This window comes from Mesorhizobium sp. WSM4830 (assembly GCF_055811495.1).
Genome location: NZ_JBVVQI010000021.1, coordinates 1 through 23,119 on the forward strand (window position 1 = coordinate 1; position 23,119 = coordinate 23,119).

9 protein-coding genes are annotated in these 23,119 nt (G+C 63.8%); 2 read left to right on the forward strand and 7 right to left on the reverse strand.

Annotation, left to right across the window (positions count from 1 at the left end):
- Positions 1–117: 117 nt before the first annotated feature.
- Positions 118–1,656, reverse strand: a complete 1,539-nt coding sequence (locus AC0L2Y_RS23605; protein ID WP_473559812.1) for a trimethylamine methyltransferase family protein — start codon at positions 1,654–1,656, stop codon at positions 118–120.
- Positions 1,657–1,873: 217 nt separating this feature from the next.
- On the opposite strand from AC0L2Y_RS23605, the gene AC0L2Y_RS23610 reads away from it, so the two are divergent.
- Positions 1,874–2,464: a transglycosylase SLT domain-containing protein gene (locus tag AC0L2Y_RS23610; protein WP_473559814.1), complete on the forward strand. Its 591-nt coding sequence runs from the start codon at positions 1,874–1,876 to the stop codon at positions 2,462–2,464.
- A gap of 19 nt (positions 2,465–2,483) precedes the next feature.
- Here AC0L2Y_RS23610 and AC0L2Y_RS23615 read toward each other — a convergent pair whose 3' ends face one another.
- The 6 genes from AC0L2Y_RS23615 to AC0L2Y_RS23640 form a co-directional block, all read right to left on the reverse strand.
- Positions 2,484–4,907: a dipeptide ABC transporter ATP-binding protein gene (locus AC0L2Y_RS23615; RefSeq protein ID WP_473559815.1), complete on the reverse strand. Its 2,424-nt coding sequence runs from the start codon at positions 4,905–4,907 to the stop codon at positions 2,484–2,486.
- A gap of 65 nt (positions 4,908–4,972) precedes the next feature.
- On the reverse strand, positions 4,973–6,130 hold the full coding sequence (locus tag AC0L2Y_RS23620) for an ABC transporter permease (RefSeq protein WP_473559816.1): 1,158 nt from the start codon (positions 6,128–6,130) through the stop codon (positions 4,973–4,975).
- A gap of 11 nt (positions 6,131–6,141) precedes the next feature.
- Complete coding sequence (locus AC0L2Y_RS23625) at positions 6,142–7,176, reverse strand: ABC transporter permease (protein ID WP_473559818.1); 1,035 nt, start codon at positions 7,174–7,176, stop codon at positions 6,142–6,144.
- A 219-nt stretch (positions 7,177–7,395) separates the two neighbouring features.
- Positions 7,396–9,048 carry an ABC transporter substrate-binding protein gene (locus tag AC0L2Y_RS23630; protein WP_473559819.1) on the reverse strand — a complete coding sequence of 551 codons (1,653 nt, stop codon included), beginning with the start codon at positions 9,046–9,048 and terminating at the stop codon, positions 7,396–7,398.
- 260 nt (positions 9,049–9,308) lie between these two features.
- Entirely contained in the window at positions 9,309–15,359 is a 6,051-nt protein-coding gene (locus AC0L2Y_RS23635; protein WP_473559821.1) for a translocation/assembly module TamB domain-containing protein, read from the reverse strand.
- The gene (locus tag AC0L2Y_RS23640) at positions 15,359–17,284 is read right to left on the reverse strand and encodes an autotransporter assembly complex protein TamA (RefSeq protein ID WP_473559822.1); all 1,926 of its coding nucleotides are present in this window, start codon (positions 17,282–17,284) and stop codon (positions 15,359–15,361) included. Before AC0L2Y_RS23640 ends, AC0L2Y_RS23635 begins: the two co-directional genes overlap by 1 nt.
- 273 nt (positions 17,285–17,557) lie before the next feature.
- Between AC0L2Y_RS23640 and AC0L2Y_RS23645 the strand changes: the two genes are divergently transcribed.
- Positions 17,558–23,038, forward strand: a complete 5,481-nt coding sequence (locus AC0L2Y_RS23645; protein WP_473559824.1) for an alpha-2-macroglobulin family protein — start codon at positions 17,558–17,560, stop codon at positions 23,036–23,038.
- Positions 23,039–23,119: the final 81 nt, after the last annotated feature.

A 23,119-nucleotide genomic window follows, 5' to 3' on the forward strand; every position in this document is an offset into this window, starting at 1 on the left:
CCCCCCCCCCCCCCTTCACTCTGGTTTTTTTTTCTCCCCCCCCCCCCCCCCCCCCCCCCCCCCCGTTTTTTGCGGGGGGGGGGGGGGGGGGGGGGGGCCCCCCCCGACGTTCAACCATCACGGCTCGCTTTGCCCGATCGCTTCCTTGCGCTTGGCCACGTACGCCTCAAGCGCCTCGCGCCTGGAGAGTTCCATCAGCGGCTCGACATAGTCCTCCAGCGCCTTCTTCCACAGCCTCGTCGCACGCGCCGTGGCGTCGAGCCCACCGGCCTCCTGCCAGGCCTCGTAGTTCTGCCAGTTGGACAGCATCGGCTGGTAGAAGGCCGTGGCGTAGCGCTCCAGCGTGTGCGGCTCGCCGAAGAAGTGGCCGCCGGTCGGCACCGCACCCAGAGCCTCGACGGCAAGCTCGGCCTCGTTGACTTCGATCGGGCGCAAAAACTCCATCATGTGCTGGATCATCTCGACGTCGATGATTAACTTTTCGAACGACGCAGTGAGCCCGCCCTCCTGCCAGCCGGCGGCATGGTAGATGAGGTTGCCATGGCCGAGCACCGCGCCCCACAGCGCCATCAGCGTCTCATAAGCGCCTTGCGCGTCGGCGGCATTGGAAGCCGAGCCCGGCGTCGTCCGGTAAGGCAGCCTGTAACGCCGCGCCAACTGTCCGGACGCGATATTCGCCTTGGTGTTTTCAGGCGTTCCGAACGCGGGCGCTCCCGATTTCATATCGACATTGGAGGTGAAGGCGCCATACATCACCGGCGCGCCGGGGCGGACGAGCTGCGTCAGCACCACGCCGAACAGCGCCTCGGCATTCTGCTGGGCGAGCGCGCCGGCAAGCGTCACCGGGCTCATCGCCCCCATCAGCGTGAATGGCGTTACCGCCACCGACTGGCCGAACTCGGCCATCGTCATCAGCCCCTCGGCCATCATCTCATCGAAACGGCGCGGCGAGTTGACCGAAATGATCGTGGTGACGCCGGGATCGTCGCGCATCTCGTCAAGCGTCAGTCCGCGCGCGATTGCCATCATTTCGATGCCGTCGAGCGCCCTGCCGCGGCCAATGGCCGAGACGTGAAAGCTTTTGTCGGTCAGTGTCAGATTGGCGAAATAGGTGTCGAGATGACGGGAATTCGCCGGCAGTTCCATCGGCGCGCAGACCTGGTTACCTAGCATGTGGATGCAGTTGAAATGCTGCGCCAGCCGGACGAGATCGGAATAATCGCGCAAATTGCCGGCACGGCGGCCGCGCTCCATGTCGTGCACATTCGGCGGCCCGGCGACGAGCGTGAAGTTGATGGTATTGCCGCCGAGGTGGACGGCATGGGCGGGATTGCGCGGCGTCAGCGTATAGCTGGACTGCGTCGTCTTCAGCGCTTCCTCGATCATGCCGCGATCGATGCGGACGTTCATCGAGGCATGATCGACCTTGGCCCCGGCCTTCTCGAACAGCGACAGCGCACGCGGGCTCATCACCTCGATGCCGAAATTCTCCAAGATATGCATCGACGCCTGGTGGATCGCCTCGATCTGGTCGGCCGAGAGCATCGCCATCGGTGGATACGGATTTGTCACCCGCCTGAGCAGCAGTTGCGGGATGGCGGTCGGTCCCCTGTTGCTGGTTCGCTCGGCGCCGCGCTTGCGTCTTGGTTCGCTCATGCGGCGCATCAAAGCGCCGGCACGAGGATCGAGCTGTCAAGAATCCGCCACCTGCGGGCGTGATTTTAGCCAAGGCGCCATTGCGGGAATTGCACATCGGTAAAAGCGACAACAAGCGTCGGAATGTTTATACTTGCTCAGTGCCACCCAAAGCGGTCGATGAGCCGTTAAGGAACGCAGCAAGATTCCTTTTATGTTTTCGGCCTAATGCTCTTCCATGCGTAGGTCGAGTTTTAGTAAAATTGTAGCGATCGCCGGGCCGCTGGCGCTTTCGGCCTGCGCGACGCCGCCGAACCACATCAACGATGTCTGCGCCGTGTTCGACCAGAATGACGGCTGGTTCGACAACTGGCAGGCGGCGGCACAACGCACCGAGCAGAAATACGGTGTGCCGGTCCCCGTGCTGATGGCGACGGTGCGCAAGGAATCCGGCTTCAAGAGCAATGCCAGGCCGCCGCGCACCAAGCTGCTGGGCTTCATTCCCTGGAAACATATCTCCAGTGCCACCGGCTTCTCGCAGGCGCTCGACGGCACCTGGGAGCAATACCAGAACGAGACCGGCAGCTGGGCGGCGCGGCGCACCAGGTTTGCCGATGCGGTCGATTTCGTCGGCTGGTATCATTCGAAAACCGCCGACACCCTCGGCGTCGCCCGCAACGACACATACAATCTGTATCTCGCCTACTATCTCGGCTGGAACGCCTACAAGCGCGGCAATCGCGGCGACGCCGATGTGCAGCGCTATGCGCATGCCACCGAGCAGATGGCGCAGGACTACGCCGCTCAGCTACGCCAGTGCCCGCCGTAGTCTAGCATATTAACGGCTCTCAGCCGCCCTTGGGTTTGCGCGGCTTGCGCGTGGCGTCCTCGGCCTGGCGACCGTCGCCGACTGTCGGCGGCGTGATTGGTGCCACCGCGCTATCGGCAGAGCTTGAGGTGCCGCCGGTCTCTGAAACCTCGTCGCGAACCTCGTGACGGCGGGCCTTGGCGACCGCTTCGTCATTCTCCGCTGCCTGGCCCTCGGCATCGGCTTCAACGCTGCCGGTCTTGCCATGCGGGCGCTTGGGCGGATCACCGGCAAAGCCCGGGCCAACACCGTGGTTTGCATCCTCGGGCACACCCTCGTTCGCGGCGTGCTCCTTGTCGAATTTGATCACCGGCTCCATTTTGGCCAGCACGTCGTCGGACAGCCAGCACAGGCTCATATGGCCGTCGCCGAGATTTTTGACTGGCGGCACCTTGGTTTCGCAAAGATTGTCCGGCACCAGTTTCTTGTAGCCGCAGCGCGTCTGGAACGGACAGCCGGGCGGCGGGTTCATCGCCGAAGGGATGTCGCCCTCCAGCACGATGTGCTTCTTGACCACGCTGGTGTCGGCGATCGGGATCGCTGACAGCAATGCCTCGGTATAGGGGTGATAGGGCGGCGCGAATATCTGGTCGGTCGTGCCTTGCTCGACGATATAGCCGAGATACATCACGACGACGCGGTCGGCGATGTAGCGCACCACCGACAAATCGTGGCTGATGAACAGCATCGTCGTCTTGTTCTTGCGCTGGATGTCCATCAACAGCTCGGTCACCGCGGCCTGGACCGACACATCCAGCGCCGAGACCGGCTCGTCCGCCACCACCACCTTGGCGTCGCCGGCAAAGGCACGCGCAACGCCGATGCGCTGTTTCTGGCCGCCTGAAAGCTGGCGCGGCTTCCGCGTCTCGAACGCCCTTGGCAGCTTCACCAGATCGAGCAGTTCCAGCATCCGCTTGCGTCGGTCGGCCACCGTGTCGCCGACATTGAATTTTTCCAGCGTCCGGATGATCTGCGAACCGACCGAATGGCTGGGATTGAGCGTGTCGAACGGATTTTGGAACACCATCTGGATCGACGACACCGTGTCGACGCTGCGCTTCTCGATCCCGGTCGACTGGATCTCCTTGTTGCCGAGCTTGACGCGGCCGGAGCTTGCCGTTTCGAGGCCGAGCAGCACCTTGGCCAGGGTCGATTTTCCGCAGCCGGATTCGCCGACGATGGCGACGGTCTCGGATTCGCGCGCCATGAACGAGATCGTCTCATTGGCCTTGACGACGCGGCCCTCGCTCGAGCCGAACACTTCGCTGCCGCCGACCTTGTAGTACTTCCGCAGGTCTTCGATCTGGAGCACCGGCGCACCGGGCACCACCCGCTCGTTGACCTTCTTGGCGCCGGGCGGCAGCGCCTCCCAGTCGATCTCGTTGAAGCGCACGCAGCGCGAGAAATGCCCGTCATGGCCTTCGACCGCGATCATCGGAATTTCGGCGGCGTTGCAGACGCCCTCGACGAAATGGTGGCAGCGCGGGCCAAAATTGCAGCCCTTCGGCCGCTCGTGCGGCAGCGGCAATTGCCCCGGGATGGATATCAGCGGCCGCGAATTCTTGTCGGCGCCCGGCAGCGGGATCGAACGGAACAGGCCTTGCGTGTAGGGATGGCGCATCCGGTCGAAGACGTCCTTGATCTTGCCCGTCTCCACCGCTTCGCCCGAATACATCACAGTGATGCGGTCGCAGGTCTCCAGGATCAGGCCGAGATTGTGCGACACGAAGATCATCGAGGTGCCGAACTTCTCGCCCAGCCCCTTGACCAGGTCGACGATGCCGGCCTCAACCGTCACGTCGAGCGCCGTCGTCGGCTCGTCGAGCAGAAGCAGCGCCGGCTTCGACAGCAGCGCCATGGCAATGACGATGCGCTGCTGCTGGCCGCCGGAAAGCTGGTGCGGGTAGGAACGCATGATGCGCTCGGGATCCGGCAGCTTCACCGCGCGCACCATTTCCAAAGCGCGTTTATAAGCTTCGTCCTTCGACACCTTGTCGTGGATCAGCGGCACTTCCATTAGCTGCTGGCCGACCTTCATCGCCGGGTTCAGACTGGCCATTGGCTCCTGGTAGATCATGGCGATCTTGTTGCCGCGGATAGCGCGCAGCTCCTCGTCGGACAGTTCTCCCATGTCCTTGCCCTGGAACTTGATCTTTCCGCCGACGATCTTTCCGATGTTGGAGAGGTCACGCATGATGCCGAGCGACACGGTCGACTTGCCGCAGCCGGATTCGCCAACGATGCCCATCGCCTCGCCGGGCATGACCGTGCAGGAAAAATCCATGACGGCCGGGATCTCGCCCTTGCGGGTGAAGAAGGAGATCGACAGGTTCTCGATCTCGATGATCGGCCGATTGGTCGGCCCATTGGTCGGCTTGGCGGGATTTCGAACTGCCTCATTCATGGGTCGCTCCAATCCTTGTTCTTCAACCATGTCGGGCCGAACCCGGCATCGATCTTTCCCCGGAATCAATCTTTCATAGACTGTTCGCGCAACGAATCCGCCAGGAGGTTGAGGCCGAGCACGAACGACATCAATGCGATCGTCGGCGGCAGCGCCGGGTGGATGAAGGAGCGCAGCAGCCGGCTGGCATCCTTGATCGCCGTGCCCCAGTCCGGGCTTTCCGGCGCCAGGCCCAGCCCGAAATAGCCGAGCGTGCCGAGCAGGATCGTGGTGTACCCGATGCGCAGGCAGGCGTCGACGATCAGCGGCCCGCGCGCATTGGGCAATATCTCCCACAGCATGATGTACCAGGGCGACTCACCGCGCGTCTGCGCCGCCGCAACATAGTCGCGCGTTTTGATATCCATTACCAGGCCGCGCACGATGCGGAACACGCCCGGGCTGGAGGCGAACACCACCGCCACGAAGATATTGAGCTGGTTGGGATCGATGTGGATGATCTTGAACGGATCGGCATCGAAGACAAGGCCGGCATAGATCCAGCCGCCAACCACCAACGTCAGGCCAAGCAGGATATAGAGGCGGTCGGGCCGGTTCTTGTAGCGCGTCCAGAACAGCACGCTGAAGAAGATGATCGGAAACAGGAAGAACAGCCCGGCCATCGCGTAGGGGATCGGCGTGTCCATGATGCCCGGCGTCACCAGCAGGTAGAACAGCAGGATCACCGGGAAGGCCAGCACAAGGTTGGCGAGGAAGGACAGCACCGTATCGATCTTGCCGCCATAATAGCCGGCCGGCAGGCCGAGCGTGATGCCGACCATCAGCGCAAAACCGGTGGCCGCCGGCGCGATGATCAGCACGATCTGGCTGCCGTAGACCATGCGGGAGAACACGTCACGGGCGAGCTTGTCGCCGCCGAAGAGATAGGCGAGCCCCGATTGCGGATCGATTGCGCCAGGCAGCGCGTCCTTCATGATCGGCACCTGGGCGAGCGGATCGAAGGGCGCGACCGTCGACGCGAAGATCGCTGTAAACAGCCAGAACAGGCAGATGCCGACGCCGACGATGCCGACGCCGCTGTCGAAAAGCTGGCCGTAAAGACCTAGCTTCTTTTTGTAGCCGAAGGTCGTCCCCATCACCAGGGCGAGAGCGATCCAGACCGGCCAGAAGCGGGTAAGCACGCCGAGTACGACGTTGAAGGCGCTGAGATATTCGACCTGCATCCGCCGGTCTCCTATTGAACTCTGATGCGCGGATTGAGGAACGCGTAGCCGACATCGGAGATGAGCTGTGTGATCAGGACGATAAACACCGAGACCAGCGAGCAGCCGAGCAGAAGATCGATGTCGTTGTTGCCGGCGGCCTCGACCAGCGTGTAGCCGAACCCCTGGTAGCGGAACATCACCTCGACGATGACGACGCCGGTGAGCAGCCAGGGAAACTGCAGCATGATTACCGTGAAGGGTGCGATCAGCGCGTTGCGCAGAGCGTGCTTTATCACCACGCTGCCGAAGGAGAGGCCCTTCAGCCGGGCGGTGCGGATATACTGCTGCGTCATCACCTCCACCATCGAGGCGCGGGTCATGCGGGCGATGTAGCCGATGCCGTAGATCGCCAGCGTCATCACCGGCAAGGTGAAATTGTAGAAGGTGATGCCCTGGCTGGCCGAGGCCGCCGAACCATTCAGCACGCCGAGCCAGGAGGCGAAGATGACGGTAAAGATGACGCCCGAAACATATTCGGGCGTCGCCGTCGAGGCGATCGAAGCCACCGACAATGTACGGTCGGTGCGTGAGCCCTCGCGCATGCCGGCGAGAATACCGATCAAAAGCGAGATCGGCACCATCACGGCCAGCACGCAGAGCATCAGGATGCCGGTGGCGCTGAGCGCCGGAAAGAGTTTCGAAGCGACCGTCGTCTTGAACTTGGTCGAGCAACCGAAATCGCCTTGCAGGATGCCGGAGAATGTCGGCACGGCCGGATCGTTGCAGAAGGAGAAACGCTGTGCGGGCTTGCCGGTCGCCGGGTCGGTCACCGGCTGCTTGGGCATGATGCCCAGCCATTGGCCGTAGCGGACAAAGAAATTCTGCCGATAGCCATGGTTGACCAGCCAAGCCTCAAGCTGCTCGGCGGATGTGTGCATTTCGGTCTGGCTGATCGCGAGCTTCTTCAGGTTGGGCCCGAGATTGACCAGGAAGAAGACGATCATCGTCAGGCACAGCATCGTCAATGCCATGGTGCCGAGACGCCTGATAACGAAAGAAAGCATGGCGGTCCCCTGCCGGTCGGGTTGGGGGTGGAACCGGTTTGCAAGCCGTGCCCTGCCGCAGCGGCAGAACAAGCCTTCAGACCAGTCCCAGATGCAATACCCTTTTTATTGCAGACCCCGGCCGAAGAGTCCGCAACTTTTTGCTGCGCCGACCTCCGGTCCAAGGACCATGCAAAGAGCGAGGGAAAGGGGCGAGACGCCCCTTTCCGGATCGTCCGGTTAGGCCTGTTCGAGCCAGACCTTGCCGTAGTCGCGCTCGAAGGTCGGGTGCATCTTGTAGTTCTGCACCGCCTTGACCGAATGGCTGTAGAGCTTGCGCCAATAAGGCTGGATGATAATGCCGGAATCCTGCAGGATCTGCTCGATATCCTTCATCATTTCCTTGCGCTTGGCTGCGTCGGCAACTGCCAGCGCAGCGTTGAGCTTGGCATCCCACTCCGGATTCGACCAGGCCGTCTCGTTCCAGGCTTCACCTGTACGATAGCCGATCGCCAGAACCTGGACACCGAGCGGCCGCATGTTCCAGTTGGTCATCGACAGCGGATACTTCGTCCAGTCGTTCCAGAACGTCGAACCCGGCAGCACCGTACGCTTCACCTTGATGCCGGCGTCGCGCATCTGCGCGGCGATCGCATCGCCTGTGTTCTTGTGCCAGTCCTCGTCGACCGTGATCAGTTCGTGCTCGAAATCGGCCTGGCCGGCTTCCGCCATCAGCGCCTTCGCCTTGGCCGGGTCGCGAGCAATCTTCGGCAATTCGTAGTATTCCGGATGGATCGGGGCGACATGGTGGTTTTCGGCAACCGTGCCGGCGTTACCGTAGCCGAGCTGGAGGACGACATTGTTGTCGACCGCGAGCTGCAGCGCATTGCGAACCTTCTGGTCGCCGTAAGGCTTGTTGGTCACATTGGTGCGGCAGACGATCGTCGAGGCGGTGACGATCTCCGACTTCACCAGGTCCATGCCGTCGAGGATCGACACATAGTCGGCCGAGGTCTCGAAGTTGGTGTGCACCTCGCCTGCTTCGAAGGCGCTGACCATGGCCGCCGGATCGGTGCCGTAGTCGATGAACTCGATGCCGTCGAGGAAGACGTCACCATCCCACCATTTATTATCTTCGCGGCGCTTGTAGACCACTTTCTGGCCGACATCGTAGGAGACGAGCTCGAACGGCCCGGTGCCGATCGGGCAGGACTTGAAGTCGCCGCCTTTTTCATCGAACGTCTTGTGGACGATGAGGCCGGGATAGTCGCACACGTTGGGAATGAGGGCGATATCCGGCTTGCTGAGCGTCAGCTTGATCGTGTGGTCATCGACCTTGGTCACCGCGCTCTCATCCAGCTTGTCGTCCTTGACCAGCGAACCGAGGCGACCGGGCATGGAATTGCCTTCGGCCTTCTTGTCGGCCCAACGCTTGAGGTTGAAGATCACATCGTCTGCGGTGAACGGATCGCCATTGTTCCAGGTGACGCCCTTGCGCACATGCAGCGTGTATTCGGTAGCGTCGTCATTCACGTCCCAGCTCTCCAGCAGATAGGGGCGGAACGTGTATTCGGTGGTATATTTGACCAGCGGCTCGAGCGCCTGGCGCTCGGCATTGGCGATTTCCGACCAGTCGGACTTGCGCGGATCCTTCGGATCCTTGATCCATTGCGCGACCTTCAATACGCCGCCTTTCTTGCCCTGGACCTCTTCCGCCCTGGCCGGCGTCGGGTCTGCAAGGCCAAGCATGCCATAGGCCATCGCCGTCGAGGCGCCGAAGACGCTGGCGAGAGCCAGAAATTCGCGACGATCCATCTTGCCTGCCTTGGCGTCTTCGGCCATGGCCAGGATGTGATCGGGAACGCGGTCGCCGTTACTCTTGTAGATCGTCATGACTAACTCCCATTGTTGGCTTTCTGCCTTTTAACATTCCGCATCCGCGCCATGATGTCAAAGACGGCACGGATTGGGAACATGCCAAGGAATGTGCAACTTTGAAAGCAGGGCGGTTCGCGCGATAACGACAGTCTTGACGCAAATTTGCTACTGCGCCAGGGATTTCGTCCGAAATCTCAACGGGCGATTAAACTGGGACATTCGCCGCTGCGCCGCTCGTTCTTCGGAGACCAACTGTCCTGCGCGAACGGCCTGTTTCAATATTCTCGTTCGTAGAAAACACCGCCTTTGGCTTCGCCGGCGTCGGTTGCCTCACCACGCAGCTTGACGCCGCGCCCAACGTCGAGATCGACGGTTGCCTTGCCCGAGCCCGGCCTATCGCCCTTCTGGATCGTCACGTAGGTGCGGTCGTTGAGATACTTGCCCGCCGAGACGGCGGTGCCGCCCTGTTCGTCGGTGATTACGTCGAGATCGTCGACGCCGATCGCGCTGCGCAGGTTCTGCAGCAGGGAGGTCGAGCCGCCGACGCCGGCCAGTTGTCCGGCAGCCTCGGCAAGCTGCGCGATCTGCAGCGGCGACAGGTTCGACATCGAACGGCCGAAGATCAGCTGCGCCAGCACCTCGTCCTCCGGCAGCGCCGGTACCGAGGAGAAGGTGAATTTCGGGTTGGTCGCCTCGCCTGACACCACGATGGTCACGGTGGCGCTGGTCGTCTTCGATTGCGCCGTGAGGTTGAGGTAGGGCACCAGAGAGCCGGAAAAGCCGACCGTGCCTTCCGTGAAGGTAAGCCGCTTGGCAAGGATCGTCAGCCGCCCGCGCCTCAAGGTGAAGGTGCCGACCGCCTGGGGTGACGATGCCGGGCCGGTCAGCCGCAACGAGCCGCCGAGCTCGGCATCGACACCCCTGCCCTGGATGAAGATCTGGCTCGGCGCATTGACCGTGACGTCGAGGTTGAGGCCGCTGCCGCCGCCACCGCTGCTTGCCGTGGCCGGGCGCAATGCCTTGTCCTGCGCACGCACGGCGGCGGGCGCATCCTTGTGCTTGACGTTGAGCTCAGCCAGCGAACCGGGCAGCTTTTCGGGTACGGTGATGACGGTCTTGGCCAGGTTGACGGTACCGGAAATCACCGGCGCGGAGGTGAGCGGTCCCTTGACGGTCAGGTCGCCGCCAAGATTGGCGGTGACCACCTTGCCGTCGGTATAGCGGCCGTCGACGAGCTTGATCGACAGATCGGCCGGAAAGCCCTTAGCCGGATCGATGCCGACGGTGCCACTGGCCGAAAGGCTGCCGCGCGTCGATAGCGTGCCGATCAGGCGATTGATCCTTGCTACGCCGCCACCGATGGCGACATCGGCGGTGATGTCGTTGATCGCAAGCCCCGAGCGCGCGTCGAGCAGGCGGGCGCCTGACGTGCGGACAGTGCCTGAGATCACCGGCGACGTCGCCGGGCCGCGCACCTGCACATCGACGTCGGCCGTGCCGCTCAGGGACAGGCCTTGCGCGGCAAGTGTCCTGGTGAGGAAGGCGAACGGCACCTTGCCGGAAAAGTTGAGATCAAGGGTGGGCGCGCCTGATGTCGTCATCGTGCCGCCGCCCTTGAGGCCGAGGCCGGCGGCATCGCTCATGTTGGCGTCGAACGTCAGTCTGTTGCCCGAATACGTACCTGAGGATGAAACGCCCATGCCGCCGAAACCTGCACCACGGGTCTGCGACGTCTGAACGCCTGCGGCGTCGATCTTGAAGGCAACGGCCGGATTGGCCGGCGCACCCGTCACCTTCACCGTGCCCGAGATGGAACCGGCGGCATCGAGGCCCGGCGAAAAACTGTTGGCTATCGAGATCGGTACGCGCGCCAGCGTCGCGTTGAGGTCAAGCGCCTGCCCAGCCTTGCCCGTGACCGTCGCCGTGCCGCCGCCGAGGTTGAGCACCAGCCTGTCGAGGCTGGTCACTCCATTGGTGATGTTGATGGTCGAGGCTTGGGCGATGGCCGCCTTGATGCCGCGGATGGTCGCCTCGCCGGAGGCCAGTTCGACCGTCGTCGTGCCCTTGATCGCCTTGACCCGGCCGGCGGCCTTCAGCGGAATATCCTTGACGGAGGCGCCACCCGAAAAGCCGGTCCATTCGCCGTCGCGCTTGAGATCGACGTTGACGCCCCGAATAGCCGTGCCGCCGGAAGTTACGCTATCGGCACGGATTTTGCCCGAGATCACCGGTGCCGCCAGATAGTTGGCGATCAGCGCATCGATGCTCACCGCCCTGGCCGAGACATCGCCGCGCGAGATCGAGGCCGTCGTCGCCTTGACGGCGACCTGCGGCACGATGCCCGCCTTGGAGAAGGCGATCGTGCCGCGCACATCGCCATCGGCCTTTTCCAGTGCCAGGGCCGCAAGCGGACCGATATCGGGCAGGTCGAGCGCCACGGTGCCACCCGGCACGAAGGCATCGTCGAGCGCCAGGTCGCCGGAGATACGGTTCTTGCCGAGCGACAGCAAAAGTCCGTTGATGGCGCGTTTGCCGTCCGATGTCGCCAGCACGGCGCTGCCCTGCAGCGGTTGGCCGCCGACATTTCCGGTGAGTTGCACATTCGCAGCCGGGTTGACGGCATCAGCCTTGCCGGTGGCCGTGAGCTTCAGGCCAGTGATCTCGCGCGCGGCCACCGAAAGCCTGTCGCTGTTGACAGTCAGCGACAGATCCGGCGCGGCAGTGGGGCCTTGCGCGTTCAGCGCGAAAGAAATGGCGCCTTGAGCGTCCTTGGATAGCAGCGAGACGTCGCCCAGCGCGCCTTTGACGTCGGCGCTAAGCTTGTTGCCGGCAAGGCTGGCCCGCCCGTCTGCCGTCAGCGAACCGGACGACAGCCTGACGGTGTTGGCGGTGACATTGCCGTTGGCGTCCCGCTTCAGCGCGGCACTGAATTGCGTCCGCTCGGCGAGCACGCCACGTACCGCCCCCGGCAGTGCCGCCGAGGCGGCGTCCGCCTTGACATTGAGGTCGATGGCGCCGTCGGCCAGCGAGACCCGCCCGTTGAAGCCGCTGTTCAACGCGTCGCTGGTCACCGTGCCGCTATCGATGACGATGGCATCGGCCGCAAAGCTGCCGGCGAGTTTGGCGATGACCTTGCCGGCGATCAGCGGCGCGATGGTCGGATTGTCGATGCCGATTTTTTCGGCAGTCACGGTGCCGGAGATCGGCCCGCTCCGGGCTTTCACGTCAAAGCGATCGGAGTGCAGCGCAAGCGTGATGCCCTCGATCTTAGCTAGATTGGTGGCGGCCGATGGCAGCGTCGCGGAGATGTCGAGCTTCGGCTGGGTGCCCTGCCCGGCCGCCGTTAGCGATATCGCCAGTAGCTCGAGCTTGATCGGGCTCTCCTTGCTGCCAAGTGATAACGGCAGGCTCGGACCGGTCGAGGCCAGGTCGAGCGAAAAATCGCTGGCGCCATTCGGATTGATGGTGCCGGCTGCCTTGCCGGAGATTTTCTCGCCGGCAAGCGTCGCCTGCTCGATGGCCAGGCCGCTGGCCGACGAGAAATGGCCTGCCGCATCGAGATCCAGCGGCCCGAGCCCAGCCTGCCGGGTCTGGCTGGTTTCGGCGCCGCTGAGCCGGGCGTTGAAGCGAATATCTGGGGCAGCCGACGATCCCGTGACCTGCGCGGTGCCGCTGAGCGCGCCCACGGCATCGAGGCCTGGTGAAAAATCATTGGCAAGTGCTGCCGGCACCGCCGACAAGGTGGCAGCGAGATCGAGCGTCTGGCCAGCCGTACCCCACACGGCAACCGAACCGCCGCCGACACCGAGCGCCAGTTTCTCTATGCTCACCATGCCATTGGCGATTGTCAGCGCCGATGGCTGCGCGATAGCTGTCTTGATGCCGCGGATGGTCGCCTCGCCCGAGGCAAGCTCGATACTGGTGGTGCCGTTCGCCACCCTGACCCGCCCGGACGCGCTGGCCGGAATGCCGGCGACCGTGGCGCCGCCGCTAAAGCCGGTCCAGTCGCCATTGCGCTTCAGGTCGACATCGATGCCGCTGATCACCGTGGTTCCGGAGGTGATCGTGTCGGCCTTGATCTTGCCGGAGATTGCCGGTGCTCTGAGATAATTGGCGACCAGCGCGTTGACGGCGATCGTCTTCGCCGCCAGTTCGCCGCGCGAGATCGCGGTGCTCGTCGCATCGATCGCGACCGTCGGCGCTCCGTCGTCGTTCGCAAAGTGGATGGTGCCGCGCACGTCGCCGGCTGCCGTCTGGCCGGCAAGTCTGGCCAGCGGAGCAATATCGGCGGCATCGAGGGTCAACGTGCCGAGCGGCAGCAGGTTGTCGTCGAGCCCGAGGTCGCCGGAGACCCTGTTGTCGGCTAACGAGACGGCAAGTCCATTGATGGAGCGCTTGCCGTCGGTTGTGACCAGCGATGCCTTGAGGTCGAGCGGCTGGTCGTCGACCGAGCCGGTCAGCGAGACATCGGCGGCGGGACTGGCGATATCGGCCTTGCCGCTCGCGCTCAGCTTGATCTGCTTCACAGCATGACCGGACGCCGTCAGGCTGTCGCTGTTGGCCGAAACCGAGAAATCCGGAGCGCTGCGCGCGCCGCTTGCGGTCAGCGCGAAACCGACCGTGCCGCCGACCTGGGCGCCGACCAGCGGCGAGAGCACCGACACGTCGCCCAGCGTGCCCTTGATATCGGCCCGGATGTCGGTGCCCTGCGCACTGGCGGTGCCGCTGGCGCTAAGCGTGCCTGAGGTGAGTTGCAATGCGTTGGCGGCGAACGCCCCGTCCGGGTCGCGGGTCGCGGTTGCGGAAAACTGCACGCGCTGGCCGAGAACCGAGCTGATCTGGGGCGGCAGCGCCGTCGAAGCCGCATCGGCATTCATCTTGAGCGTCATCGACAGATCGGCAAGCGCCACTGTGGCCGTTACGGACGCATTGAGCGCGTCGCTGCGCAGCGTGCCTTCGTCGACGACGACTTGATCCTTGCTGACCGAGCCGGCAAGACCGGCGCTGACCCTGCCCGTTATCAACGGCGCCAAAGTCGCAACGTCGGTGTTCAGGCCGGCCGCCGTCAGCTTGATGGTGACAGGCCCGCTACGGTTCTGGATATCGAAGCCATCGGAATGGACTTGCCCGATCAGGTCGTCGACCCGCGTGCCGCCCGCCACCACCGAGACCAGCGACGCGCCGATATCCACCATCGGCGTCTTGCCATCGCCGAAGGCGCGGGCCGTGGCATCCTTGATCGCCACGGTTATCGGCTGTGCCTCGCTGCCGAGGCTAAGCACGATCGGCGGCCCCTTTGCGGCGAGCTTCACGGAAAGGTCGCTGGCGCCGTTCGGATCGACAATGCCGGCGGCGGTCGCGTGCAAGGCGCCGCTGTCGATATTGGCGCGCTCGACATCGACACCGCCGGCCGCGGTCGCTGTGCCGGCGAGGTCGAAACTGATCTTGCCGGCAAACAGCGGTTTCAGGGTTTCGGGCAGGAAGCGCTCGAATTCGCCATCGCCATTGGCCTCGACATAATGACCCTTGTCGGTAAGCTGATGGCGACCGGTAAGCTGGGTGACGATCCGGCCGTCGACAACGAAGGTCCCGATGCCATTCCAGTTGGCGAGCGGTCCGGTGCCGGAAACGACAATGTTGACCGGCGGCGCGCCCGGCAGGTTGAGCAGGTTGGCGATGATGCCGCCGGCCGGCTCGGATGCCTTAAGGTCGAGGTCGAGCTTGTTGTCAGCCGGCGCGAAAAGGGCTTTGGCGTCGACCATGCCTTGCTTGCCGTCATGGCGAACGATGTTGAGGTTGGTCTCGATCGCCAACGGTGAGGCGTCCGCCTTGAGCGCCCCTTTGGCTGAAAGTTCGGCGACACCGCTGCCGGCCAGAGCCTGCCCGAGCGCGATTTCGGGAAGGTCGAGTTGCCTGACGTCGATGGAAACCGGCAGCGTCGTCGCTCCGCCTTGGCTCGGCTGTGTACTGGCCACCGGCAGCCTTGCCAACTCGATACGCTCGGCCCCGATGCGATCGGCGCTGAAGCTCTTCGACAGGAGTGCCAGCGGCGACCAGTCGACGGCCACGTTGCGCGCTACCATCCAGGCGCCTTCGCGATCCTCCAGAACGACATGATCAACCCTCAGCGCGCCCGACCAGATACCGTCGATGCCGACGACAGTGACCTTGCGATCACCGGTCGAGGCCATGGTCGAGATGATGCCGGCAAGGTTTTCGCGGCCGCCCTCGGTTTTGGTCAACACGACGAGCGCCCCCACCGCCGCTGCCGCGACGATGAGCAGCGTGTAGAAAAGGATACGGAGGATGCGCCTGAATATTGCCATCAGAATGCCTGGCCGATGCCGGCATAAATGCCGAAATGAGGATCGTCGGGGCCGCGGTTGAGCGGCACCGCCGCGTCGACGCGCAGCGGCCCGAACGCCGTCAGATAGCGCAAGCCTACACCCGCGCCGACCTTCATGTCCGAAAAATCGGGGACCTGCCTGGTCGACACCGTGCCGGCATCGACGAACGGCACGACGCCGATCTTGTCGGTGACGGCGATGCGCATCTCGACCGAGGTCTCGAAGAAGGAAAGCCCGCCGATCGGCTCTCCGTTGCTGTCCTTCGGGCCGATGCCTTGATAGGCATAGCCGCGCACCGAGCCGCCGCCGCCTGAGTAGAAGCGGCGGTCGGCCGGAACATCTTGAAGACCGGCGCCGATGATCGAGCCGATGGCGACACGTTCGGCGAAAACGAATTTCGAGGCCGAATCGAGCGACTGGTAGGCCGACCCCTCGCCCTTCAGCTTGACGAAGGCAGCCCCGCTCAAAATGTCGTAGCTCGGCTCGGCAAAGGCCAGCGCCCTGAAGCCCCGGGTCGGATTGAGCTTGCTATCGCGATTGTCGTAGACATATTGCAGTGGAATGCTGGCGATCAGATAGGTGTGCTTGCCGAAAGCGTCGTGGATCCTCGAATAATCCAGCGCGACTTGCGCGGAAACCGTCTGCTTCTTGTCGAGTTCGTAGGATAGGCCGGTGCTGCCCTTGACCGAGAAATGGTCGTAGGCGTCGGGGTGCTCCAGCACGGTATTGACGCTGGCAATGAATTTCGACGCCGGCCCGACCACGCCCGGCTTTTCGAACATGACGCCGGCATTGTAATTGAGCTGGGTCAAGTCGTTGCTACCGATGCCGCTGATCTTGCCGTCGATGCGCAGCTTTTCGGCGCGGCCAAACAGATTGCGGTGCCCCCAATAGCCTTCGAGGCCCAGCCCCTCGGTGTTCGAGAAGCTGCCGCCAATGCCGAAATAGCGTGGCTTGCGTTCGCTGACCTCGACACCAATCGGGATATTGCCCTCGGCGTCGAGCGCGTCGGCTTCCTTCACCGTCACGCTGTTGAAGACCTCGAGCCCGAGCAGCCGGTCGCGCGCATCATCGATCTCATCGGGCGAATATTGGCGGCCGCGCTTCAGGCCGGTCATATATTCAGTGAAGTCGCGGTCGACCTTTTCGGTGCCCTCGACAGTGGTGTCGCCATAGCCGGCGACCGGCCCGGCCGCGACGGTGAGCGTCACGTCGAGTGTCGAACCGGCGTGCTCGGCGACGATCTCGCGGCCCGTAACCTTGGCCAGCGGTCTGCCTTCTTGCTTGAGTGCCCGCACGATCGCCGCCTCGGCCTTGAGTACGGCGCCCGAACTGGCGTCACCGCCGGCGATCAGGCCGAAATCGGCACTTGCCAGCCCCGCGGCATCGCCTTTCAGCCTGATGTTGCCAAGCGTGAATTTCGGCCCGGCTGCTATGCTTATCACCACCGGAATCGGCTGCGGGCCGGAAAACTCGGCATCGGGCGGCAGATCGTCGAGCGGCTTGCCCTGAATAGTGATGGTGACGACACCCTCGTAGCGCGCGTCAGCGTAGAGTGCGGCAACAAGTTGCTCACGGTCACTGCGCGCCTTGGCCAGCAGGCCGAGAGAACCGGATACCGGATGTTCCTCGTCGGCCTTCAGCGCCGAGGCGTTTTCGAGCTTCTCGGCCAGATCCTTGTCGGCGTCCGGCGCCTCGATCGTCACCGCATAGCGCAGCGGATCGACGATATCGGCATCTTCGTCTTTGGATCCCCACAGCTTGATGCCGAAAATCTCGAAGGCTGCCGCACTTCCGGTTTCGGCAACAAGTGCCGTCGAGCACAACAATGCGAAAAGCAGGGCGCGCGAAAGCGCGCGCCGTGGCGCGGTTCCTCCCGACATCTGCCTTTCATACGCCGGCATTACGCTCCTAGCCTAACCCGCAAACCTAAAATTGGAATGAAGTTCTGAAGCACTCGTAAAGGGGCCACAATCCAATTGCTGAAATAGACAGGGCTTGGAACTCACACCTTCTGCGTCGCCGCAAGAAAGCGTGATCCCCTGTCCTATGGAGCTACTACCGGTCATCGGCCGGAAAGCAAACCGTTGGCAGGCGGATCCTGCCGCGTCCTGATGTTGACAAGCGCGACTGAAGCTTGAAGATTTCTGGACGTAAGCACTTGTCTGGAGGGGTTTATGGCAATGCGCGCGGCTCGTGGTCTATCGATTCTTTTCCTTCTGTTTTTTGCCTGGAGCGGTGTCGCGCAAGCGGCCGAAGCCCGGCGGGTGGTGACATCGGACAATTCCGACTATTTCGGTTTCGATCTCAGATCCGACCAGAATGTCAGCCTCGACCAGTGCAAGACCACGTGCCTCGGCGACCCGGCCTGCCGCGCCTTCACCTACAACCTCAAGGCCAAATGGTGCTTCCTTAAATCCGATTACAATTCGTTGAAACCCTTCGGCGGCGCCGTCGCCGGCAAGGTCGTCAACATCGATGGCGATCCCGACATCGGCGCGCCACCCGAACTCGCCTTCTTCCCCAACTGGATGGCCGACCAGGCCCAGCAATACCGCAACAAGCTCACCGGCCCGACCTACACCAAGCCGACCGAGGGGCTGACGGCGCTGAGGGCCGCCGCCGAACAGTCGGCGCTGACGGGCGATCATCGCTCGGCCATGCACAAATACGAGGCGGCGGTTTCGGTGTTGCCGGATGATGGCCAGCTCTGGCTCGAGCTGGCGCGCGAAACGCTTGCCGTCCATCCGACCGCCAACAGTTCGGAGCCGTCGACCCTGCCGGCGAACGCCACTTCCGCCGCCTTCAACGCCTACAAATTGCTGCGTACCACCAAGACGCGCGCCGACGTGCTGGCGCTGCTCGGGGACGGCCTTGATCGCCGCGACCTCTACAGGCCGGCCCTGCAGGCCTACGAGGCGAGCCTCGCTCTCATCAATTCGCCGGCAGTCAGAGCGGCCTATCAGGATCTCAAGGCGCGCAAGGGCTTCCGCGTCATCGATCATACCGTCGACGCCGACACCAGTGCGCCACGCATCTGCGCGCAGTTCTCCGAGGAGCTGGTCAAGACCGGCGTCGATTATTCCCAGTTCGTCACCGTCGACAACGCCGCTCCCAAGGGCGTCGAAGCCAAGGACAAGCAGATCTGTGTCGAAGGGCTCGAGCACGGCCAACATTATGACGTGACCTTCCGCGCCGGTCTGCCGGCCGCCATTGGCGAGGTCACCGCGGCACCGGTGGTTCTGTCGATCTACGTGCAGGACCGCGCGCCTTCGGCCCGCTTCACCGGCGACAGCTTCGTGCTGCCCGCCGGCGCACGCCGCGGCATACCGGTCGTCACCGTCAACATGAATGCCGCCGAAATGAAGCTCTTCCGCATCGGCGACCGCTCGCTGGCCCAGCTTCTGTCGGGATATCAGTTCCTGCGCCAGCTTGACGGCTACGACATTTCGAACATCTCAGAACAGATGGGCGAGCCGGTCTGGCAAGGCCAGCTCGACATCGCCAACGACCTCAACAAGGAAGTCACCACCTCCTTTCCAATCGACGAGGCGTTGCCGAAGCGCAAGCCTGGCGTCTATGTGCTGACCGCGCAAGCCGTCGACGATCACAGCGACGACTATGATTCGCACGCCACGCAATGGTTCGTCGTCTCCGATATCGGCCTGTCGACCTATACCGGACAGGATGGGCTGAACGTCTTTGCCCGTTCGCTCGCAACTGCCAAGCCGATCGCCGGCGCCGAACTGGCGCTGCTGGCCAGGAACAATGAAATCCTCGGCACCGCAACCACCGACGCGGAAGGGCGGGCGGTGTTCAATCCCGGCCTGACGCGCGGCGACAGCGGCATGGCGCCGGCCGTGCTGATGGCCAAACAGGGCGACGACGATTTCGTCTTCCTCGATATGGGCCGCGCCGGCTTCGACCTGTCCGACCGTGGTGTCGCCGGACGGCCGGCGCCTGGCGCGCTCGACGTCTATGCCTGGACCGAACGCGGCATCTACCGCGCCGGCGAAGATGTCCATGTCGCGGCTCTTGCCCGCGACAGTGCCGCCAAGGCGGTCGAGAACCTGCCGCTGACCTTCATCTTCTCGCGGCCCGACGGCGTCGAGGATCGCCGCATCGTCAGCGACGGCGCATCGGCCGGTGGTCACGCGGTCGACCTGCCGCTGGAACCCAACGCCATGCGAGGCACCTGGACGGTGGCGATCCATACCGATCCCAAGCAGGCGGCAGTCGCCAGCCAGATGTTCCTGGTCGAGGACTTCGTACCGGATCGCATCGAGTTCGACCTGTCCTCCGACAAGCAGGAGATCGCCCAGGGCGAGAGCGCCAACATCACCGTCGACGGCCGCTTTCTCTATGGCGCGCCGGCCGCGGGCCTGGCGCTCGAAGGCGAATTGACGCTGTCGACCGGCCGGGACTGGGACCGCTTCAAAGGCTATTCCTTCGGTCTGGCCGACGAACAGTCGGCAGAACCGACGGTGACGCCCTTCACCGGCCTGCCGGTGGTCGGCGACGACGGCAAGGCGACCTTCCCGGTTTCCGTCGATCAATTGCCATCCACCACCAAACTGGTCGATGCAAAGGTCACGGTCAGGATGCGTGAAACCGGTGGCCGTGCGATCGAGCGCTCGCTGAACATCGGCATACGCCCGCAGGGCCACATGATCGGCATCCGCCCGGATTTCGACGACGACGAGGTGCCGCAAGGCGGCACGGCCAAGTTCAGCCTGATCGCTGTCGACCCAGACGGCAAGCGTGAGGCGCTGAAGGGCGCGCAGTGGTCGCTGGTCAAGGTGGAGCGTAGCTACCAGTGGTACCGCTCGAGCAACTCCTGGAACTATGAGCCGGTCACCTTCACCAAGGCGGTGGCCAACGGCCAGGTCGACCTGAGCACCGATGGCGAGGCGACGGTGTCGCTGCCGGTCGACTGGGGCCGCTACCGGCTCGAGATCGAGACAGCGGATCCGGAAGGCCCGGCCACCAGTTACGAGTTCGACGCCGGCTGGTATGTCAGTTCCACCACCACCGAAACGCCCGACGGCCTCGAGATCGCCCTCGACAAGGATACCTATGCGGCGGGTGAAGTGGCCAAGCTCAAAGTGTCGCCGCACTTTGCCGGCGAGCTGCTCGTCACCATCGGCGCCGACAAGCTCCTGAAGACCGTCAGCGCCAGCGTGCCGGCCGGCGGCAGCACCGTCGACATCCCGGTCGGCGACGACTGGGGTGCCGGCGCCTACGTCACGGCAACGCTGTTCAGGCCGGGCGATGCGCAAGAGACGCGCATGCCGGCGCGCGCCATCGGCGTCAAATGGCTGAAGCTCGATCCCGGCTCGCGCAAGCTTGCCGTCAGCCTGGCGCCGCCGGACAAGACCATGCCGCGCCAGCAGCTGTCTATCCCGGTCGCCGTAGCCGGCGTTCAGCCCGGCACCAACGCCTATGTGATGGTCGCGGCCGTCGACGTCGGCATCCTCAACCTGACCAACTACAAGGTGCCGGATCCGGAGAGCTGGTTCTTCGGGCAGCGCATGCTCGGTCTCGAGGTTCGCGACATCTATGGCCGGCTGATCGACGGCTCGCTGGGCACGACCGGCAAGCTGCGCACCGGCGGCGACGGAGCCAACATGCAGTCCCAAGGCAGCCCGCCGACCGAAAAGCTGGTCGCCTTCTTCTCCGGCCCGGTCCAGCTCGACGCCGACGGCAAGGCGCGGATCGACTTCGACATTCCGCAGTTCAACGGCACCGTGCGCGTCATGGCCGTCGCCTGGACCAAGGAGGCGGTCGGCCATGCCCAGTCCGACGTCATCGTGCGCGATCCGGTGGTGATCACCGCCGGCCTGCCGCGCTTCCTGGCGCCCGGCGATTCCGCCGTCATGCGGCTCGACGTCGCCGACACCGACGGCCCTGCTGGCGACTACAAGCTGACCATCGACACGACGGGCGACATGTCTACCGGCAGTGCCGCCTTGCCTGAAAAGCTGACGCTAGCCAAAGGCAAGCGGCAGACACTGACCGTGCCGTTGATTGCTCAGACCGCGGGCAACGCCTCGATCACCATCAAGCTTGCGCATGCCGACGGCACCGCCGTCGAGCAGACGCTCTATGTGCCGGTGCGCCCGGCGCAACTGCCGGTGACCACCCGCATGGTCGTCGACCTCAAGGGCAATGGCGGCGCGCTGCGCGTCGACAAGGAACTGCTGGCGGCAAGCCTGCTCGATGGCGCTTCGGTCAGCGTCGGCGTTTCGCAGGCAGCTGCCTTCGACGTGCCGTCGCTGCTGATGACGCTCGACCGCTATCCCTATGGTTGTGCCGAGCAGACCACCAGCCGCGCCATGCCGCTTCTCTACGTCAACGAGATGGCTTCCGGCATCGGCATGGCCAGCGACCCCGATCTGCATGGCCGCGTCCAGGATGCCATCTACAAGGTGCTGAGCTACCAGGCCTCGGCCGGCAGCTTCGGCCTGTGGGGTCCGGGTTCCGGCGATCTGTGGCTCGACGCCTATGTCACCGATTTCCTGACCCGGGCGCGCGAGCAGAAATACGACGTGCCGGCCCTGGCGATGAACCAGGCGCTGAGCAATCTGCAGAACGCGATCGGCTACGATCAGGACGTCCAGGATCGCGGCAGCGAGATCGCCTATGCGCTTTATGTGCTTGCCCGCAACAAGAAGGCCTCGGTCGGCGATCTGCGTTACCATGCCGACACCCAGCTCGAAGCCTTTACCAGCCCGATGGCCGTCGCCCAATTGGCGGCGTCTCTCGCGCTCTACGGTGACACGCAGCGCTCGGAGGCAACCTTCCAGGCCGCGCTGCAACTGGCCAAGTCGACCCCCGAATATGACTATTACCGGTCCGACTACGGCTCGCCGCTGCGTGACGGCGCGGCGATCCTGGCGCTTGCCGCGGAAAGCAAGCCGGTGCCGACCATCGTGCCGGCGCTGATCCAGCTGGTGACCCGGGAACGCGCCGACGCCAGGTGGACCAGCACACAGGACGAATCCTGGATGCTGCTGGCGGCCCGGGCGCTGAAGGCCGGCAATGATTCGATCGCGCTGACCGTCAACGGCGCACCGCATGCCGGCGGCTATTCGGACCAGATCGCCGGTGGCGACCTGGCCGACAGTCCGCTGACCATCGTCAATACCGGCAGAAATCCGCTGCAGGCGGTCGTCACCACCGTGGCCTCGCCGATCCAGCCTCTGCAGGCTGGCGGCAACGGCTTTACCATCAGCCGTACCTACTATAGGCTCGACGGCACAGAGGCCAACGTGACGGAGGTCAAGCAGAACGAACGCTATGTCGTCGTGCTCAAGGTTTACGAGCAGAACAGCTGGCCTTCGCGGCTGCTGATCACCGACCTGTTGCCGGCCGGCTTCGAGATCGACAATCCGGGCCTGGTCTCTAGCGCCCAATTGACGAACTTCTCCTGGCTGGCCCAGACCGATGCCGCCCATCTCGAATTCCGCGACGACCGTTTCGTCGCGGCGTTCAATCCGAACGACGGCGACGGAGACCGCAATATCACGCTCGCCTACGTCGTGCGCGCAGTGACGCCGGGCACCTACGCCCACCCGGCAGCAACGATCGAAGACATGTACCGGCCGCAATATTCGGCCCGCACCGCCACCGGCATGATGGAGGTCAAGGCGCCGTAACGATGGAGAGGGACGCAAACTGGTTGGTTGTAGCTAACGACGTGATGCAGCGCCGCCCCTCACCCTTACCCTCTCCCCGTG

What these genes read in the sequence shown, in the direction of transcription:
- AC0L2Y_RS23605 (WP_473559812.1), bottom strand. Translation starts at nt 1,656, where the DNA reads ATGAGCGAACCAAGACGCAAGCGCGGCGCCGAGCGAACCAGCAACAGG.
- AC0L2Y_RS23610 (WP_473559814.1), top strand. Translation starts at nt 1,874, where the DNA reads ATGCGTAGGTCGAGTTTTAGTAAAATTGTAGCGATCGCCGGGCCGCTG.
- AC0L2Y_RS23615 (WP_473559815.1), bottom strand. Translation starts at nt 4,907, where the DNA reads ATGAATGAGGCAGTTCGAAATCCCGCCAAGCCGACCAATGGGCCGACC.
- AC0L2Y_RS23620 (WP_473559816.1), bottom strand. Translation starts at nt 6,130, where the DNA reads ATGCAGGTCGAATATCTCAGCGCCTTCAACGTCGTACTCGGCGTGCTT.
- AC0L2Y_RS23625 (WP_473559818.1), bottom strand. Translation starts at nt 7,176, where the DNA reads ATGCTTTCTTTCGTTATCAGGCGTCTCGGCACCATGGCATTGACGATG.
- AC0L2Y_RS23630 (WP_473559819.1), bottom strand. Translation starts at nt 9,048, where the DNA reads ATGACGATCTACAAGAGTAACGGCGACCGCGTTCCCGATCACATCCTG.
- AC0L2Y_RS23635 (WP_473559821.1), bottom strand. Translation starts at nt 15,359, where the DNA reads ATGGCAATATTCAGGCGCATCCTCCGTATCCTTTTCTACACGCTGCTC.
- AC0L2Y_RS23640 (WP_473559822.1), bottom strand. Translation starts at nt 17,284, where the DNA reads ATGCCGGCGTATGAAAGGCAGATGTCGGGAGGAACCGCGCCACGGCGC.
- AC0L2Y_RS23645 (WP_473559824.1), top strand. Translation starts at nt 17,558, where the DNA reads ATGGCAATGCGCGCGGCTCGTGGTCTATCGATTCTTTTCCTTCTGTTT.